Genomic DNA, 16407 nt, shown 5'->3' on the forward strand with positions numbered 1-16407 from the left:
TATTGAAATGATAGTCGCCTACCGGTGCCGGCGCCGGTAGTCCCAGGGCGCCTGCGGGCGCGGCTGCGACCACAGCCCAGTCTGGCTGGCGCGTGCCTGGCGCTGCAGCGCCACCAGGTGGGGGTAGCGCTGGGCCTGCGGTGCATAAACCCAGGCCAGGCCGGCGCGCACCTGGGCCGTGCCCACGTCCTGCCCCTGGCAGCGCACATGCGCCAGCGTGCGGCCGTAGTCGTCGTGGCCCAGCGTGCGCAGGGCGGCCTGCTGGCGAAAGCACAGGCGCGCCAGGTTCTGGCGCGCGCGCTGGCCGAAGGCCTGGCGGCTCTCGGGCGCGTCGATCGCCACCACGCGCACGCGCTGCGGGCGCCAGGCCCCCGGCGTGCCGCAACGCACGGTGAGCGTGTCGCCATCGCTGATGGCAATCACAAGGCAGAGGAGGGCGGCAGCGGACACAGGTGGGGCAGAGGTGAAGAGCGGATAAAAGTGCGGCGAGGCGTGGGCGTGGGCCGGCATGCGACCGCGCAGGTGTCGCACGGTGACGCCGCAAGGGCGCGCACTATAACCGTGTCGGATGCGCGCTTGCAGGTCCGCGCGGCGTCGCGGCCTTGCCCGTACCGGTTGCCTAAAAAATGAGCGATGCACTGCAGCCCAATGCCGGCGCGGCTTGCGCAGGGTTGTCCCGGCGGTTGTCCACAGGGCCGCCCACAGGCGGTGGGCATAAGTGGTGCGGCGGCGGGGCGCGCGCCAATGGCCGACAATCGCGGGTCGCACGCGGGCGAAGGCCTGCCCTTTCCTCGTTCGGGCGCCTGCCTGCTGTCCTCGTCCGGATGCGTGCCTGTCGTGTCTTGCCCGAGGCGGCGACGCTGCGTTGTCGCCGGGTTTCCCGCATCGTTTCTTGTCCACCTGCTGCCGTTGTGATCCAAGGTCTTGTTGCGTCCATCGTCGCGTCCGTTCTGTTCGGCGCCATGTATTACCTGGCACCGGCGCTGGCGCCGCTGGACGGCGAGCAGATCTTCGGCTGGCGCGTGCTGTGCACGCTGCCGTTCACCACGGCGCTGCTGCTGGCGCGCGGGCAGTGGCCGCGTGTGCGCCTGCTGGCTGCGCGCGCGTGGCGGCAGCCGCTGCTGGCGCTGGGGCTGCTGGCCAGCGCCGCCATTCTGGGCGTGCAGCTGTGGCTGTTTTTATGGGCGCCGCTGCACGGGCGGGCGCTGCCGGTGTCGCTGGGCTACTTCCTGCTGCCGTTGGTGATGGTGCTGGCCGGGCGGGTGCTGTACCGCGAGCGTCTGTCGCACCTGCAGTGGCTGGCCACGGCACTGGCGGGCGCGGGTGTGCTGCACGAGGTGCTGCGCGCCGGCGGCATGTCGTGGGAGACCTGGCTGGTCGCGCTGGGCTACACCGCGTATTTCGTGATGCGCCGGCGCCTGGGCACCGACCACCTGGGCGGCCATTGGCTGGACATGCTGCTGCTGGTGCCCGCGGCGCTGTGGTTCGTGGTGCGCGCGCCGTCGTCCCTGCCGCTGGTGCTGGAGCATGCGCACCTGTGGGCGATGGTGCCCGTCCTGGGCGTGCTCAGCGCCGTGGCGCTGGCGTTGTACATGGCCGCCAGCCGCCTGCTGCCGCTGGGGTTGTTTGGTCTCTTGAGCTATGTGGAGCCGGTGCTGCTGGCGCTGGTGGCGCTGGCGCTGGGCGAGAGCATCGGCGCGGCGCAGTGGCCCACCTACGGCCCCATCTTCGCCGCCGTGGCGCTGCTGGTGCTGGACGGCGCACTGCGCCTGCGCCGCCCGGCCGTGCAGGTTCAAGACAAAAAGCCGCTCTAGCGCCCATCCATCAAGCGCTGGCAGCTATTAAAATCGATGCAAACGGTGCCATTCGCAGCGCCGCACAGCCACCCGAGGGAGCCCCCACATGCACGCCACCGTGCCCCATCCGCGCCAGCGTTTGCGCGCCTTTTCTGCGGCGAGCGTGTGCTTCGCCCTGGCCACCGCTGGCCTGCTGGCGCTGCCCGCCACGCCCGCGGGCGCGCGCGACGCGTCCACCGCCTGGGGCAAGCGCCTGGTGGAGTCGTTCGAATTGACGCCCGAAGACCTGGCGCGGCTGGCGCGACACCAGGACAAGACGGCCGGCAGCAAGCCCGCGGGCTTTTTCTCCGAAACGGTGGCCTGGAAGGCGCCGCGCGCGCTGGACCTGCCCGCCAGCGGCAACCCCTACACGCTGGTGGTGCACGTGGCCGGCGTGGCCCAGGCCGACGGCGAAGGCCTCACGCGCTGGATGGCCGGCTGGGACACGGACAACGGCACGCGCCTGTCGATGGTGCAGGGCGCTGCGTTCGGGACGGGCACGCGCGCGGGCCAGGTGCTGCAGCTGGCGGGCACGGCCGGGCCGGTGAGCTTCAAGGAGGACCGCAAGGTGGCGCCGGCGCTGGAGTTCGCAGGCGCGAGCAACCTGCGGCTGGACGGCGTGCGCGTGGAGGTGTGGTCCGGCATGCGGCGCAGCTCGTTCGTCGAGCTGCTCATGTCCGCCGTGCCGCTGCTCACGGGTGTGGTGTTCCTCGCGCTGGTCGTCTGGTGGCGCAAGCGCTAGCGCCGCGCGGCGCACTGCACACCGTGCAGGCCGCCCGTGGCGCTGGCGGGCGCGTGCCGCGCTAGAAGCCCAGCGGCTGGCCGGGCTTCCAGGCGTCGGCCAGGCGCTCGGCCTCGGCAATGTCGCTGGGATGCAGCTTGTCCTTGAGGCGGACCAGGCCTGCACGGGCGCTGGACGGGTAGTGCTGCTCTGTCAGCAGCGCGTCGCGCTCCGGCGCGGCGCGCGAGGCGCGTTCGGCCAGCGTGAGCAGCATCCACGCGGGGACGGGGCGTTGGCTTACGGGATCGGCACCCCGCGCGTAGAGCATGCCCAGGCTGTACAGGCCCGCGCCGTCGCCCTGGCGCGCCGCACGCAGGTACCAGTTCTCGGCCAGTGAGGGCTGGCGCGGCACATGTTCACCGCGCTCATACAGACCCCCCAGGCGCACGGCGGCGGTGGCATCGCCCGCGCGGGCGGCGCGCTCCAGCCATTGCAGCGCCTCGGCCGGGTCCAGCGGCTGGCCGATGGCGTTGCGGTAGCTGCTGCCACCCAGCAGCATGGAGCCCAGCAGCACCATGGCCCGCGGCTCGCCCTCATCGGCCAGCGCGCGCACGGCAGGCAGCGCCTGGGCGCCTTCGCCCATGCGCCACTGGTGTTCCAGTGCATCGATGCGCGCCCGCCCGTCCTGCACGGCGCGGGCCTGGCTGACATCGGCGGCGCGGCTGTCGCTGGCGGCGCGTTGCTCCTGCTGGGCGCTGCGCTGGCGCTCGCCGTTCCACTTCCAGCCCAGCAGCGCGGCCCCGGCCAGCACGGCGCTGCCCAGGGCGATCCAGGCCCAGGGCAGGCCCGCGCTGGCCCGGGCGCGGCGCGGGTCCAGCGGGACGGGCTGGGTATCGTCATCTTCATCGTGGCCCGCGCGTGCGCGTGGGCGCGGCGTGGCCTTGTCGTAGACCACCGCGCAGCGCGGGCATTGCCAGGCGGGGGCGGTGTCGCTGGCCTGGCGCGTGTAGTGGCAGCGTGGGCAGGTGCGTGCGACGTGCGATGAGGCCGCAGCAGGCGCGGGTTGCGTGGGCGCGGGGTCGAGCGGGGCGAGGGACAGGCCGTCGCCAGGGTTTGTGGTCATGGTGTTCAGTTCCTCCCGCCGCGATTGTCGCTGCTGGGTGGAGGGTGCTGAGCGTAAGTGAAGAATCCGGCGCAAAGCCAATGCAGGAAAGCGCCAGCAGCTCTACTTTTTGCGGTGGTGCGGCACTGGCGAGGGCGGGCTGGCGGGCAGCCAGCAGCCCGGCTCCAGCCCGTCCAGGGCGTAGGGGCCGATGGCCGCGCGCACCAACCGCAGCGTGGGGTGGCCCACGGCGGCGGTCATGCGGCGCACCTGGCGGTTGCGGCCTTCGCGGATGATGAGTTCGATCCAGCAGTCGGGAATGTTCTGGCGCACGCGGATGGGCGGATCGCGCTCCCAGAGGGCGGGGGGCGGCTCCAGCCGGCGCACGCGTGCGGGCAGGGTGGGGCCGTCGCCGAGCTGCACGCCATGGCGCAGGGCCTGCAGCGCGGCCTCGTCAGGAATGCCCTCCACCTGCACCCAGTAGGTCTTCTCCATCTTGTGGCGCGGATCGCTGATGCGTGCCTGCAGCGCCCCGTCGTCGGTGAGCAGCAGCAGCCCCTCGCTGTCGGCATCGAGCCGCCCCGCCACATAGACGCCGGGCACGTCGATGAAGTCCTGGAGCCCGCGCCAGCGCCCCTCGGGCGTGAATTGGCTCAGCACGCCATAGGGCTTGTTGAAGCGCAGCAGCCGCGCCGCGCGCTGGGGGGCGGGCGCCAGCGCGGCCGCGGCCGCGGGGCGGCGCAGCGCCAGGCGCGGGCGTGGGGCAGGGGGCGTGCTCATGCGGGCAGGAACAGGGCCGGGTCCACCATGGTGCGGTTGAGCATCACGCCCCAGTGCAGGTGCGGGCCGGTCACGCGGCCGGTGGCCCCTACCCTGCAGAACGCATCGCCCGTGCGCAGTACGTCACCCACCTGGCACTCCATGCGGCTGAGGTGGCAGTACATGCTGAGCAGGCCGCCGCCATGGTCCAGCCACACGGTGCCGCCGTTGAAGAAATAGTCGCCCACATCGATCACCCGGCCCGCCAGCGGCGCGGCGACAGGGGTGCCCGTGGCGGCGGCAATGTCCATGCCGCTGTGCGGATTGCGCGCCTGGCCGTTGAACACGCGCCGCAGACCGAAGCTGCTGGAGCGCCGTCCCGGCACGGGCTGACGCATCTGCAGTCCCTCTGGCAGGGGCGTTGAAAAGGTGGCCATGACGTGCTGCTGGTGGGCGCGCTCACGCTCGTGGCGGGCCAGGTCTTCGGGTGCCAGATCCACCGTGCGCGGTGCCACGGTCAGGCGCTGCTCGCGGTACTGCTTGGCTGCCACGCGGTAAGGCACGCGCCGCGCCGGTGCGGTCGGCGTGGCCTGTACCGTCACCTCGGCCTCGCCCGTAGGCGCGGCCAGCGGGATGCCGACGATGGCCGTCCACTCGATCGCATCGCCCAGCACCAGCACCGGGATGTCGCCCGCGTGCACCACCGGCCGATCGGCCGCGGGGCCCAGCGACAGCCGGGCCACGCCCCCGGGCACGGCCAGGGCCTGCGGCCATTGCTGGGCGGTGCCCGCCAGGACCAGCGCGGGCATGCCGGGCGCCAGGGCGAGGCCCAGCGCCTGCAGCAGCGTGCGGCGCCGTGCGCCTGAGGGGGAAAGGGGCGGAAAAGTGGGGTCGCAAAGAAATGGCACGGCCGCAGTGTAGAGCGCTCCTGGCCGCCGCCTGCCCGCCGCGTGGGCATGGTTATGCGCAAAGCTAAGGTTCTCATGCGCGTGCGAGGCAGTGGGTCATAATCCCTACCCAATGCCCTGGGCGCCATGGTGCCCGGGGCATTGCCACGTCTGGCCCGGCACTTGCGCCCACAAGGTGCGCGCCCGGCCCCAGGGCGCTCCACGGCTGCACCCACCAAGCACCGCCTGCACCTCAGGCGGTGTTTTCACTTGGGGCCTGGCTTTGTTCCCCTTTTGTTTATTCCATTTCGCTAGAAAGCAGATCGACCATGCGTCAAGAACATGACTTCATCGGTATCAAGACCATTCCCCCGGACGCGTATTGGGGCGTCCACACCGCTCGTGCCGTAGAAAACTTTCCCATCACCGGCCACACCGTGGCCCACATGCCCGAGTTGATCCGGGCCTTTGCCTTCGTCAAGAAGGCCGCCGCCCACGCCAATCTGCAGCTGGGCGCGATCAACGCAACCCAAGCCCGCGCCATTGCCCAAGCCTGCGACGACCTGATCGCCGGACAGTTGCACGACCAGTTCGTCGTGGACGTGATCCAGGGCGGTGCCGGCACCTCCACGAACATGAATGCCAATGAGGTGATCGCCAACCGTGCCCTGGAGCACCTGGGATTGCCCAAGGGCCGCTATGACACGATCCACCCGAACGATCACGTCAACGCATCGCAAAGCACTAACGATGCCTACCCCACGGCGCTGAAGATCGCCACCTATTTCGGTATCGAGACGCTGCTCAAGGCCCTGTCGGCCCTGCGCGGCGCGTTCGAGGCCAAGGCCGAGGAATTCAAGGGCATCCTGAAGATCGGCCGCACCCAGTTGCAAGATGCCGTGCCCATGACGCTGGGCCAGGAGTTCGCCGCCTTCGCCGCCATGATTGCCGACGATGAGCGCCGCCTGCGCGAGTCCGCCTACCTGATGACCGAGGTGAACATGGGCGGCACCGCCATCGGCACCGGCATCAACGCGCCCGTCGGCTACGTGGACGTGGTCATCCCTGAGCTGGCGCGGCTGTCGGGCGTGCCGGTCAAGGCCGCGGCCAACCTGATCGCCGCCACGTCGGACACGGGGGCCTTCGTTGACATCTCGGGCGTGCTCAAGCGCATCGCCGCCAAGCTCTCCAAGATCAGCAACGACCTGCGCCTGCTGTCCTCGGGTCCGCAGGCCGGCGTGGGCGACATCCAGCTGCCCGCGCGCCAGGCGGGCTCGTCCATCATGCCCGGCAAGGTCAACCCCGTGATCCCCGAGGTGATGAACCAGGTGTGCTTCGAAGTGATCGGCAACGACGCCGCCATCACCATGGCCGCTGAAGCGGGCCAACTGCAGCTCAACGCCTTCGAGCCGCTGATGGGCTGGGCGCTGCACAAGAGCCTGCACCACCTGGCCAGGGCCTGCCACACCCTGCAGGTGAACTGCGTGGAGGGCATCGTGGCCAACCAGGGGCTGCTGACGGAACGCATCGCCGCGTCGGTGACGCTGGTGACCGCGCTCAACCCGCTGATCGGTTACGAGAAGGCGGCCGCCATCGCCAAGTCGGCCATCGCCACGGGCAAGCCGATTGCCGTGGTGGCCGAGGACCTGGGCATCATGACCCAGGCCGAGATGCACAAGCTGCTGGTGGCCGAGCGCCTCACGCAGGCGGGCGCCATCCAGGCCGCTGATTGACGGGCGCTGCCGGGGCCTCGGCTGCTGCCGAAGGCGCCGGTAGGCCGCGGCGGTCATCCGCCCAAAAAAAAGCCCAGTCAGGGACTGGGCTTGAAGGGATCCAGGAAACCAGAGTTTCGAGAGGATCCAAGGAGACAACTGGAGGGCCCTGCGACGTTCATTCCCATCGCCGGGCCAGTGAGTGAATTATAGGGGTAAACCCTGAAATCTGCCAGCGACGTGGCAGCGATCCACTCAACGCTTGCGGGGAGCCGCGGTTGCGGCGGTCGCCGTCTTGGCGGCGGTGGCGGCAGAGCTGGCCACGGCGTTGAAGTTGGCTTCGGCCACATCGCTGGCCTGCTTCACGGCCTTTTGCACCGACTCGAAGGCGTTGTTGGCGGCAGACACAGCGCTCTTGAAGACGGCGACGGTGGTCTCGGAACCAGCGGGGGCGTTCTTGGCGGCGCTGTCCACCAGGTTGGTGAAGTTGCGCTGCACTTCTGCGGCCTGGGCTTCGAAGGTCTTGCCGAACTCGGCGCCCGTGCCGGAAGCGATGTCGTACAGGTGGCGGCTGTAAGCCACGGCCTTTTCCGCCAGGGGCTGGAACAGGCTGGCTTGCAGTGCGAGCAGCTCTTGTGCGTCCTTGGCGGACAGCACGGCCTGGGTGTGGCTGGCGGCTTCGGCCAGGGCGGCGCGCGAGGCGGTCACGTTCAGTTCGACGAGCTTCTCCACGCCCTCGAAGGCCTTGTTCGTCAGGCCGAACAGGGTCTCCAGGTTGGCCTTGTGGGAAGCGAGGATTTGCTCAGGGGTCAGCGACATGTCATATCTCCATTGAATGCCCGGGATGGGCGGGTTGAGACATCTGCCCTGACTGACCTGTGCGTCATGTTGCAGTGCAGCATGAGCCGAATTTTAGGGATCCTGTCGATAGGCGCAAGCATTTTTGTTGCAATGCAGCATTTTTAGGGGCAACTCCCAAAGTTCTGTTGGTTACATCTGGACCGGCGGTGGACTGCGCGCTGCCTATTACGAACGAAGACAGGGGACAAGGGGAGGCCGCCGCTGGCCGCTGGCAGAATCAGCGCCTCATGAACACGTCCCTCTCTCCCTCAGGTGCGGCAGGCGCTGCAGGCACGGCCCAGCGGCCCCGGCCGCAGCCGCGCGAGGCCTACGCGGTGTTTCGCTCCATCGGTACACGCTGGATGGACAACGACGTCTATGGCCATGTGAACAACGTCGTGTACTACAGCTGGTTCGACACCGCGGTGAACGCCTACCTGATCGAGCAGGGCGTGCTGGACATCCATCACGGCGACACCATCGGGCTGGTCATCGAGACGCAGTGCAACTATTTCGCGTCGCTGGCGTTCCCGCAAACCATCGACGCCGGCATCCGTGTGGCGCGGCTGGGTGAGACGAGCGTGCGCTACGAGGTCGGCCTGTTCGCCCAGGGCGAGGCCATGAGTGCGGCTTGCGGCCACTTCGTGCATGTGTACGTGGGACGGGACGACCGCCGTCCGCGTGCGCTGCCCGATCGGCTGCGCCAGGCACTGCAGCCCTTGTGCGCGGCGCGTTGATCGCGGGCGCGGCGCGCCGGCTTTCCCTGAGGGCTGCCGGGGCTGCGCGCCGGTTCGCGGCGGCCCGGGTGGGTTGATGCTAGAATCAGGGGCTCGCCGGCCCTGCCACGCGTGTGTGGCGGCGCGGCGGATCCCCATCGCCATGTCCAGTAGCGGGACAGTCTGCCCCGCGCGCATCCATGATCATCACCAGCCTGCTCGACACCGACCTGTACAAGTTCACCATGATGCAGGTGGTGCTGCACCAGTTTCCGGGCGCGCAGGTGGAGTACCGCTTCAAGTGCCGCAACCCGGGTGTGGAGCTGGCGCCCTTCGTCAGCGAGATCCGCGACGAGATCCGCGCTTTGTGCAGCCTGCAGTTCCAGGACGCGGAGCTGGCCTACCTGCGCTCGCTGCGCTTCATCAAGAGCGACTTCGTCGACTTCCTGGGGCTGTTTCGCCTCAACGAGAAGTACATCCGCGTGAGCGCGCTGCCCTCGGGCGAGATCGACATCACCATCACCGGGCCCTGGCTGCACACCATCCTGTTCGAGATCCCGGTGCTGGCGATCGTGAACGAGGTGTACTTCCGCAACACGCAGAAGGTGCCCGACTTTCCCGAGGGGCGCCGCCGGCTCGAAGCCAAGATCGGCCAGCTGCAGCAGCCGGGGTTGGACAGTCTCAAGATTGCCGACTACGGCACGCGCCGGCGCTTTTCCCGCGCCTGGCACGAGGAGATGCTGCGCGTGCTGTGCACGCGGCTGGGCGTCGATGACTGGCGCCAGGGCATGCAGGGGCAGTTCGCGGGCACCAGCAACGTGCTGTATGCGATGCAGCTGGGCGTCACGCCGCTGGGCACCATGGCGCACGAGTACCTGCAGGCTTGCCAGTCGCTGGGGCCGCGGCTGCGCGACAGCCAGGTGTTCGGCTTCGAGATGTGGGCCAAGGAGTACCGCGGCGACTTAGGGATTGCGCTGTCCGACGTCTATGGCATGAGCGCCTTCCTGCGCGACTTCGACCTGTACTTCTGCAAGCTGTTCGATGGCGCGCGCCACGACAGCGGCGATCCCTTCGCATGGGGCGAGCGGCTGCTGCAGCACTACCGCGACAACCGCGTGGACCCATTGACCAAGACGCTGATCTTCAGCGACGCGCTGACCGTGCCTCGCATCATCGAGCTGTACCAGCGCTTCAACGGCCGCTGTCAGCTGGCGTTCGGCATCGGCACCAACCTGACCAACGACCTGGGCTACGAGCCACTGCAGATCGTGATCAAGATGACGCGCTGCAACGGCCAGCCCGTGGCCAAGCTGTCGGACGCACCCGGCAAGAACATGTGCAACGACGAGAAATACCTGGCTTACCTGCGCCAGGTGTTCGAGATTCCCTCGCCGCAGTGAGCGCGCGCCTGGCGCCGCCGGCGGCATTTCAACTTTCCCAAGAATGACCCGAGGAGACCTGTCCATGAACCCCATCCGCACCCTGGCCCTTGGGCTGCTGTGCCTGGCACCCGCGCTGGCGGGGGCGGCGGAGATCGACGGCAGCCAGCTGTCGGTGCTGTGGGGTGTCCCGTTTGCCGGCGTGCTGTTGAGCATTGCGCTGCTGCCGTTGCTGGCGCCGCTGTTCTGGCACCACCACTTCGGCAAGGTCACCGCCGCGTGGGCGCTGGCGTTTCTGGTGCCGTTTGCCGTGGTCTTTGGCCCCGGCGTGGCGGCGGCGGGCTTCGCGCATGCGCTGGTCGCGGAATACCTGCCCTTCGTGATCCTGCTCACGGCGCTGTTCACCGTGGCCGGTGGTATCTATATCCGTGGCAATCTGCACGGCAGCCCGGCCCTGAATGCCGGCTTTCTCGCCGTGGGCGCGGTGCTGGCCAGCTTCATGGGCACCACGGGCGCGTCCATGCTGCTGATCCGTCCGCTGATCCGCGCCAACGACAACCGCAAGCATGTGGCGCACGTGGTGGTGTTTTTCATTTTCATCGTCTCCAACGCCGGCGGCTCGCTCACGCCGCTGGGCGATCCGCCGCTGTTCCTGGGCTTCCTCAAGGGCGTGGATTTCTTCTGGACGGCGCGGCACGTGTTTCCGGAAACGCTGTTCCTGATTGGCGTGCTGCTGGTGCTGTTCTATGCGCTGGACAGCTGGTACTACCGCCAGGCGGGTGAAGTCAGCCGCACCGATCCCACCCCCGACTCGGCACCGGCCGCGCTGGGTTTTGACGGCAAGATCAATTTCGTGCTGCTGGTGGCCGTGGTGGGGCTGGTGCTGCTCAGCGGCATTTGGAAGTCGCCCGTGGAATGGGTGATCGCCGGCACGCCGCTGGGCCTGCCCGGCTTGGTGCGCGATGCGGGGCTGATCGCGGTGACCGTGGCGTCGCTGGCGCTGACGCCGCGGCAAGTGCATGCGGACAACCAGTTCGGCTGGGGCCCGATGCAAGAGGTGGCCAAGCTATTCGCGGGCATCTTCCTGACCATCATTCCCGTGATTGCCATGCTCAAGGCCGGCGTGAACGGGCCTTTCGGAGCCATCGTCTCCGCCGTCACGCGGCCCGACGGCTCGCCCGATCCGGCGATGTATTTCTGGGCCACCGGCCTGCTCAGCTCGTTCCTGGACAACGCGCCCACCTACCTGGTGTTCTTCAACACAGCCGGCGGCGATGCGGCCACGCTGATGACCACGCATGCCGCCACGCTGGCCGCCATCTCGGCGGGCGCCGTGTTCATGGGCGCCAACACCTACATCGGCAACGCGCCCAACCTCATGGTCAAGGCGATTGCGGAGGACCGGGGCGTGAAGATGCCCAGCTTCTTCGGCTACATGCTGTGGTCGTGCGGCATCCTGGTGCCGCTGTTCGTCGTGATGACCTTCATCTGGTTGCAATGAGCCCGGGCCTGAACCGCGGGGTGCCTCGGCACGGCCCCGCGTTCAGGCTGCCGACACCTGACCGAAAGGAGCACTTCCCATGTCCAAGCCCCACATCCTCGTCGCGCGCAAGATCTTCCCCGAGGTCATTGAGCGCCTGACGCAGCATTTCGAGGTGTATGCCAACCAGGACGACAACCTGTGGACGCAGGCCGAGCTCATCGAGCGGCTGCAGGGCAAGGACGGCGCGTTGCTCACCGGCACCCAGCCGGTGAACGCCGAGCTGCTGGCCGCCTGCCCGCAGCTGCGCATAGCGGCCAACATGACGGTGGGCTACAACAACTTCGACATCGCCGCGATGACCGCCGCCGGCGTGCAGGGCACCAACACGCCCGACGTGCTGACCGAGACCACGGCCGATTTCGGCTTTGCGCTGCTCATGGCCACGGCGCGGCGCATCACGGAGAGCGAGCATTACCTGCGCGCCGGCCAGTGGACGCGCTGGAGCTACGACATGTTCGCCGGCTGCGAGGTGCATGGCAGCACGCTGGGCATCCTGGGCATGGGCCGCATCGGACAGGGCATTGCCAAGCGTGGGGCGCACGGCTTTGGCATGAACGTGATCTACCACAACCGCTCGCGCCTGTCGCCCGCGCTGGAGGCCGAATGCAAGGCGCGTTACGTGGGCAAGGACGAGCTGCTGGCCCAGGCCGACCACCTGGTGCTGGTGCTGCCCTACACGCCCGAGTCGCACCACGCCATCGGCGCGGCCGAGATCGCGCGCATGAAGCCCACGGCCACGCTGATCAACATCGCGCGCGGCGGCATCGTGGATGACGCGGCGCTGGCTCAGGCGCTCAAGGAGCGCCGCATCGCTGCCGCGGGGCTGGACGTATTCGAAGGCGAGCCCGCGGTGCACCCCGCGTTGCTGGAGGTGCCCAACGTGGTGCTCACCCCGCACATCGCCAGCGCCACCGTGCCCACGCGGCTCGCCATGGCGCAACTGGCGGCGGACAACCTGGTGGCGTTCTTCGACGGGCGCGGCGCCCTCACTCCCGTGAACACGCCCGCCAAGGTGTGAATGAAATTGGCCTCTGGCGCTTGATGGACAAGCGCTAACAGCTATTGTTTTGATAGTTAAAAAATGACATTCGAAATGACCGCCGCACTGGCGTTGCTGGTGCTCACCGTGGCGTTGCTGGCGGTGCTGCTACTGCGCCGCCCGCGCGTGGACCTGCCGCCCGAATGGCTGGCGCGCCTGCAGTCGCTGGAATCTGCGGTGCAGGCCACGCAGCTGGCCGTGGCCAAGAATGACGGAGCGCTGGATGCCATGGCCCAGCAACTGCGCGGGTTCACCCAGACCACGCAGGCCCTGCTGGACGAGCGACTGGCGCTGGCGGCGCAGGAGTCGCGCACCAGCCGCGGCGAGCTGCAGGCGTCCTTTGCCGCGCTGCAGTCGCGTCTGGAGCAGCACCTGGCGCAGGCGCGCGCCGATGCCGCCGTGGCCCGCAAGGAGCAGGCGGATGCGCTGGCCGCCTTTCGTGCCGAGCTGAGCCAGACGGCGCAGGCGCTGGCGGCCGACAGCCTGAAGTCGCGCGACGCCATGGCCGAGAGCACGCAGCTCTTCGGCCAGCGCATCCAGGAGCGCTTCGAGGCGCTGAGCGGCACCACGCGCGGCACGCTGGACTCGCTCAAGGGCGACATCCAGGGCCAGCTGGGCACCATGTCGGGCGCGCTGCGCGACCAGCTGGAAGGCACCACACACCAGTTGCGCAGCCAGTTCTCCGCCCTGCAGGAGTCCATGGGGCAGCAGCTGTCCGGCCTGGTCGCCAGCAGCCAGAACAATGCCGAGGCGCTGCGCGGCGCGCTCAACGAGCGCCTGGCCGCCATCCAGGGCGATAACGCCGCCAAGCTGGAGGAGATGCGCCGCACCGTGGACGAAAAGCTGCACGCCACGCTGGAGCAGCGCCTGGGCGAGTCCTTCAAGCTGGTGAGCGACCGGCTGGAGCAGGTGCACAAGGGCCTGGGCGAGATGCAGACGCTGGCCGGCAGCGTGGGAGACCTGAAGCGCGTGATGACCAACGTGAAGACGCGCGGCACCTGGGGCGAAATGCAGCTGGGCGCGATCATCGACAACGTGCTCACGCCCGAGCAGTTCGCCCGCAACGTCAAGACCATGCCGGGCAGCGACGATCTGGTGGAGTTTGCCATCCGCCTGCCGGGCAAGAGCGACGAGCAGCCCGTGTGGCTGCCCATCGACTCCAAGTACCCCGTGGAGCACTACCAGCGCCTGCTGGACGCGCAGGACACGGCGGACAAGCTCGCGATCACGGCGGCGGGCAACGCCTTCGAATCCTCCATCCGCCTGGAAGCCAAGAAGATCTTCAGCAAATACGTGGCGCCTCCGTACACCACCGACTTCGCGGTGCTCTACCTGCCCACCGAAGGGCTGTTTGCCGAAGTCATGCGCCGCCCCGGGCTGGTCGAGGCGGTGCAGAACGACTGCCGCGTGATGATCACCGGGCCTGCCAATCTGGCGGCCATGCTCAGCAGCTTGCAGATGGGCTTCAAGACGCTGGCCATCGAGAAGCGCTCGTCCGAGGTGTGGAGCGTGCTGGGCCAGGTGAAGACCGAGTTCGCCAAGTTCGGCGACGTGGTGGAGGCCACGCGCAAGTCCATCGACGCGGCGGCCAAGAAATTCGAGCAGGTGGATGTGCGCACACGTGCCATCCAGCGCAAGCTGCGCGGCGTGCAGGAGCTGCCCGCGCCGGAGCCGGCGGCGGGGCAGGGCGATGCAGAGGGTGCACCCTTGCCGGACCTGCTGATCGAAGACGAAGGCGAGTGACTTGAACCTGGCGCTCGCGCGGCTGATCGCCGGCCAGATCTGCATCCACGCCAGCATGGCGGGCATGCGCATGGCCGCGCCGCTGCTGGCGCTGCGCGAGGGCTACAGCGCGGCGGCCGTGGGCGTGTTGCTGGCGCTGTTCGCGCTCACGCAGGTGTTCCTGGCGCTGCCCGCGGGGCGCTATGCCGACCGCCATGGGCTCAAGCGCCCGGTGCGCCACGCGGTCGTCGCGGCCGTCCTGGGTGCCGGCGCGGCGCTGGTGTGGCCGACGTTTGCGGTGCTGTGCGTTGCGGCACTGCTCACCGGTGGCGCCACGGGGGCTGCCACGATTGCCTTGCAACGCCACGTGGGCCGCGCCGCGCACGGCGGCACGCAGCTGCGCCAGGTCTTCAGCTGGCTGGCCATCGGGCCGGCGGTGTCCAACTTCCTGGGCCCGTTCTGCGCGGGGCTGCTGATCGATCACGCGGGTGCGCAGGCGGGCGCGACCATGGGCTTTCGCGCGGCCTTCGCGCTCATGGCGGTATTGCCGTTGGCCACCTGGTTCTGGGTGCGCGGCACGCAGGAGATGCCGCCAGTGGTGGCCGCGGAGGACGGCACGCGCGCGCGGGCCTGGGACCTGCTGGCCGAGCCCGGCTTTCGGCGGCTGCTCATCGTGAACTGGCTGCTGTCGTCGTGCTGGGACGTGCACACCTTCGTGGTGCCGCTGCTGGGGCATGAGCGGGGGCTGTCGGCCTCGGTGATCGGCTCCATCCTCGGCGCGTTCGCGATGGCCGCCGCGGTGATCCGCGTGCTCATGCCGCTGGTGGCCGACCGGCTGCGCGAATCCACCGTGGTCACCGGCGCCATGGTGGCGACGGCACTGCTGTTCGCGGTCTATCCGCTGCTGCCGACGGCCGTGACGCTGGGAGCGTGCTCGGTGCTGCTGGGGTTCGCGCTGGGCTCGGTGCAGCCCATGATCATGAGCATGCTGCTTCCCAACTCACGCCCGCGCACCGCCATGGCGAGGCACTGGGTCTGCGGCTGATGGCGATCAACGGCTCCAGCGTGGTGATGCCGCTGCTGTTTGGCACCGCGAGCGCGCTGGTGGGGCTGAGTGGCCTGTTCTGGGCCGTGGGCGCCACCGTGGGGCTGGGTGCGCGCGTGGCCTGGCGGTTGCGCGGCGAGGCGCCGGCCCCTCCGCCGCATCCCTGACAGGCCTGGATTGGCAAGGCGGTCCGCAGGGTGTGCCGCGCCGCTGGTGCGCGGTCAGAGTTCGTAGAACGTGCGGATGATGCTCCAGGCCTCGGCTGGGTCGTCGGTGTAGTGGAACAGCTGGAGGTCCTCGGGCGAGATCGTGCCTTGCTCCACGAGCGCCTCGAAGTTGATCAGCTTCTTCCAGAAGGCCACGCCGAACAGCACGATGGGCACGGGCTTGGCCTTGCCCGTCTGCACCAGCGTGAGCACTTCGAACAGCTCGTCCAGCGTGCCGAAGCCGCCAGGGAACAGCACCAGGGCCTTGGCGCGCATCATGAAGTGCATTTTGCGCAGCGCGAAATAGTGGAACTTGAACGACAGCGAGGGCGAGATGAAACGGTTGCCGCTTTGCTCGTGCGGCAACGAGATGTTGAGGCCCACGTTGAGCGCCCCTGCGTCGTGTGCGCCGCGGTTGGCCGCCTCCATGATGCCCGGGCCGCCGCCGGTGCAGATGTACAGGCGCTCGGCGGGCGGGCGGCTCTCGCTGTACTCGGCCACCAGGCGCGCGAACTGGCGGGCCTGGTCGTAGTAATAGGCGTTCTTCACCGCACGCTCGGCGCGCGCAATGCGCTCGGTATCGCCGCTGGCGCGTGCATCGGCCAGTTGCTGCTCGGCCGCTTCGGGCGAGATGAAGCGTGCGCTGCCGTACACCACGACGGTGTGCTCGATGCCCTGCGCCGTCAGGCCCAGGTCGGGCTTCAGCAGCTCCAGTTGGAAGCGGATGCCGCGCGTCTCGCGGCGCAGCATGAACTCGGGGTCGGCGAAGGCGAGGCGGTAGGCATCGGCGTGCAGCGGATTGCCGGCAACGGCGTAGTTGTGCAGCTCGGCCCAGGCATGGGCCAGGCGGCTGTCTTGAAGGTCGGTATTGGCTTGCATGGATGATTTTTCAGTGGAGGCG

The 16407-nt window shown here is 68.9% G+C and carries 14 protein-coding genes and 1 pseudogene; 9 read left to right on the top strand and 6 right to left on the bottom strand.

Annotated features, from left to right (window positions below):
• Window positions 1–18: 18 nt before the first annotated feature.
• Window positions 19–510, bottom strand: coding sequence for a thermonuclease family protein (locus BV908_RS06095; RefSeq protein ID WP_047351104.1), 492 nt, complete (start codon window positions 508–510; stop codon window positions 19–21).
• A gap of 401 nt (window positions 511–911) precedes the next feature.
• Between BV908_RS06095 and rarD the strand changes: the two genes are divergently transcribed.
• Window positions 912–1814 (top strand): EamA family transporter RarD, encoded by a 903-nt coding sequence (rarD, locus tag BV908_RS06100; protein ID WP_103737533.1) that lies wholly within the window; start codon window positions 912–914, stop codon window positions 1812–1814.
• Between the two features lie 88 nt (window positions 1815–1902).
• Window positions 1903–2577, top strand: coding sequence for a hypothetical protein (locus tag BV908_RS06105; protein ID WP_103737534.1), 675 nt, complete (start codon window positions 1903–1905; stop codon window positions 2575–2577).
• Between the two features lie 61 nt (window positions 2578–2638).
• On the opposite strand, the gene BV908_RS06110 is transcribed toward BV908_RS06105, so the two are convergent.
• The 3 genes from BV908_RS06110 to BV908_RS06120 all read right to left on the bottom strand — a co-directional run bounded on the left by BV908_RS06110 (window position 2639) and on the right by BV908_RS06120 (window position 5226).
• Window positions 2639–3679 carry a tetratricopeptide repeat protein gene (locus BV908_RS06110; RefSeq protein ID WP_103737535.1) on the bottom strand — a complete coding sequence of 347 codons (1041 nt, stop codon included), beginning with the start codon at window positions 3677–3679 and terminating at the stop codon, window positions 2639–2641.
• A 102-nt stretch (window positions 3680–3781) separates the two neighbouring features.
• A complete protein-coding gene (locus tag BV908_RS06115) occupies window positions 3782–4438 on the bottom strand; it encodes a pseudouridine synthase (RefSeq protein ID WP_103737536.1) in 657 nt (218 codons plus the stop codon).
• The gene (locus BV908_RS06120) at window positions 4435–5226 is read right to left on the bottom strand and encodes a peptidoglycan DD-metalloendopeptidase family protein (protein WP_348639064.1); all 792 of its coding nucleotides are present in this window, start codon (window positions 5224–5226) and stop codon (window positions 4435–4437) included. Before BV908_RS06120 ends, BV908_RS06115 begins: the two co-directional genes overlap by 4 nt.
• 407 nt (window positions 5227–5633) lie before the next feature.
• Here BV908_RS06120 and BV908_RS06125 point away from each other — a divergent pair, with 407 nt between their 5' ends.
• Window positions 5634–7037, top strand: a complete 1404-nt coding sequence (locus BV908_RS06125; protein WP_103737537.1) for an aspartate ammonia-lyase — start codon at window positions 5634–5636, stop codon at window positions 7035–7037.
• 234 nt (window positions 7038–7271) lie between these two features.
• Here the strand turns inward: BV908_RS06125 and BV908_RS06130 are convergent, their stop codons facing one another.
• Window positions 7272–7835: a phasin family protein gene (locus tag BV908_RS06130; protein ID WP_103737538.1), complete on the bottom strand. Its 564-nt coding sequence runs from the start codon at window positions 7833–7835 to the stop codon at window positions 7272–7274.
• Window positions 7836–8104: 269 nt separating this feature from the next.
• Here BV908_RS06130 and BV908_RS06135 point away from each other — a divergent pair, with 269 nt between their 5' ends.
• The 6 genes and pseudogenes from BV908_RS06135 to BV908_RS06160 all read left to right on the top strand — a co-directional run bounded on the left by BV908_RS06135 (window position 8105) and on the right by BV908_RS06160 (window position 15467).
• Window positions 8105–8593, top strand: a complete 489-nt coding sequence (locus tag BV908_RS06135) for a thioesterase family protein (RefSeq protein WP_103737539.1) — start codon at window positions 8105–8107, stop codon at window positions 8591–8593.
• A 179-nt stretch (window positions 8594–8772) separates the two neighbouring features.
• The gene (gene pncB, locus BV908_RS06140) at window positions 8773–9972 is read left to right on the top strand and encodes a nicotinate phosphoribosyltransferase (protein WP_103737540.1); all 1200 of its coding nucleotides are present in this window, start codon (window positions 8773–8775) and stop codon (window positions 9970–9972) included.
• A gap of 64 nt (window positions 9973–10036) precedes the next feature.
• The gene (locus tag BV908_RS06145) at window positions 10037–11452 is read left to right on the top strand and encodes a sodium:proton antiporter (protein ID WP_103737541.1); all 1416 of its coding nucleotides are present in this window, start codon (window positions 10037–10039) and stop codon (window positions 11450–11452) included.
• A gap of 79 nt (window positions 11453–11531) precedes the next feature.
• Window positions 11532–12512 (top strand): D-glycerate dehydrogenase, encoded by a 981-nt coding sequence (locus BV908_RS06150; RefSeq protein WP_011805690.1) that lies wholly within the window; start codon window positions 11532–11534, stop codon window positions 12510–12512.
• A 63-nt stretch (window positions 12513–12575) separates the two neighbouring features.
• On the top strand, window positions 12576–14276 hold the full coding sequence (gene rmuC, locus BV908_RS06155) for a DNA recombination protein RmuC (RefSeq protein ID WP_103737542.1): 1701 nt from the start codon (window positions 12576–12578) through the stop codon (window positions 14274–14276).
• A gap of 1 nt (window position 14277) precedes the next feature.
• A pseudogene (locus BV908_RS06160) lies at window positions 14278–15467 on the top strand (MFS transporter).
• 54 nt (window positions 15468–15521) lie between these two features.
• On the opposite strand, the gene BV908_RS06165 reads toward BV908_RS06160, so the two are convergent.
• Window positions 15522–16385 (bottom strand): TIGR00730 family Rossman fold protein, encoded by an 864-nt coding sequence (locus BV908_RS06165; protein WP_103737543.1) that lies wholly within the window; start codon window positions 16383–16385, stop codon window positions 15522–15524.
• Window positions 16386–16407 lie beyond the last annotated feature (22 nt).

Source organism: Diaphorobacter sp. LR2014-1 (genome assembly GCF_002916785.1).
Lineage (GTDB): Bacteria > Pseudomonadota > Gammaproteobacteria > Burkholderiales > Burkholderiaceae_C > Diaphorobacter > Diaphorobacter nitroreducens.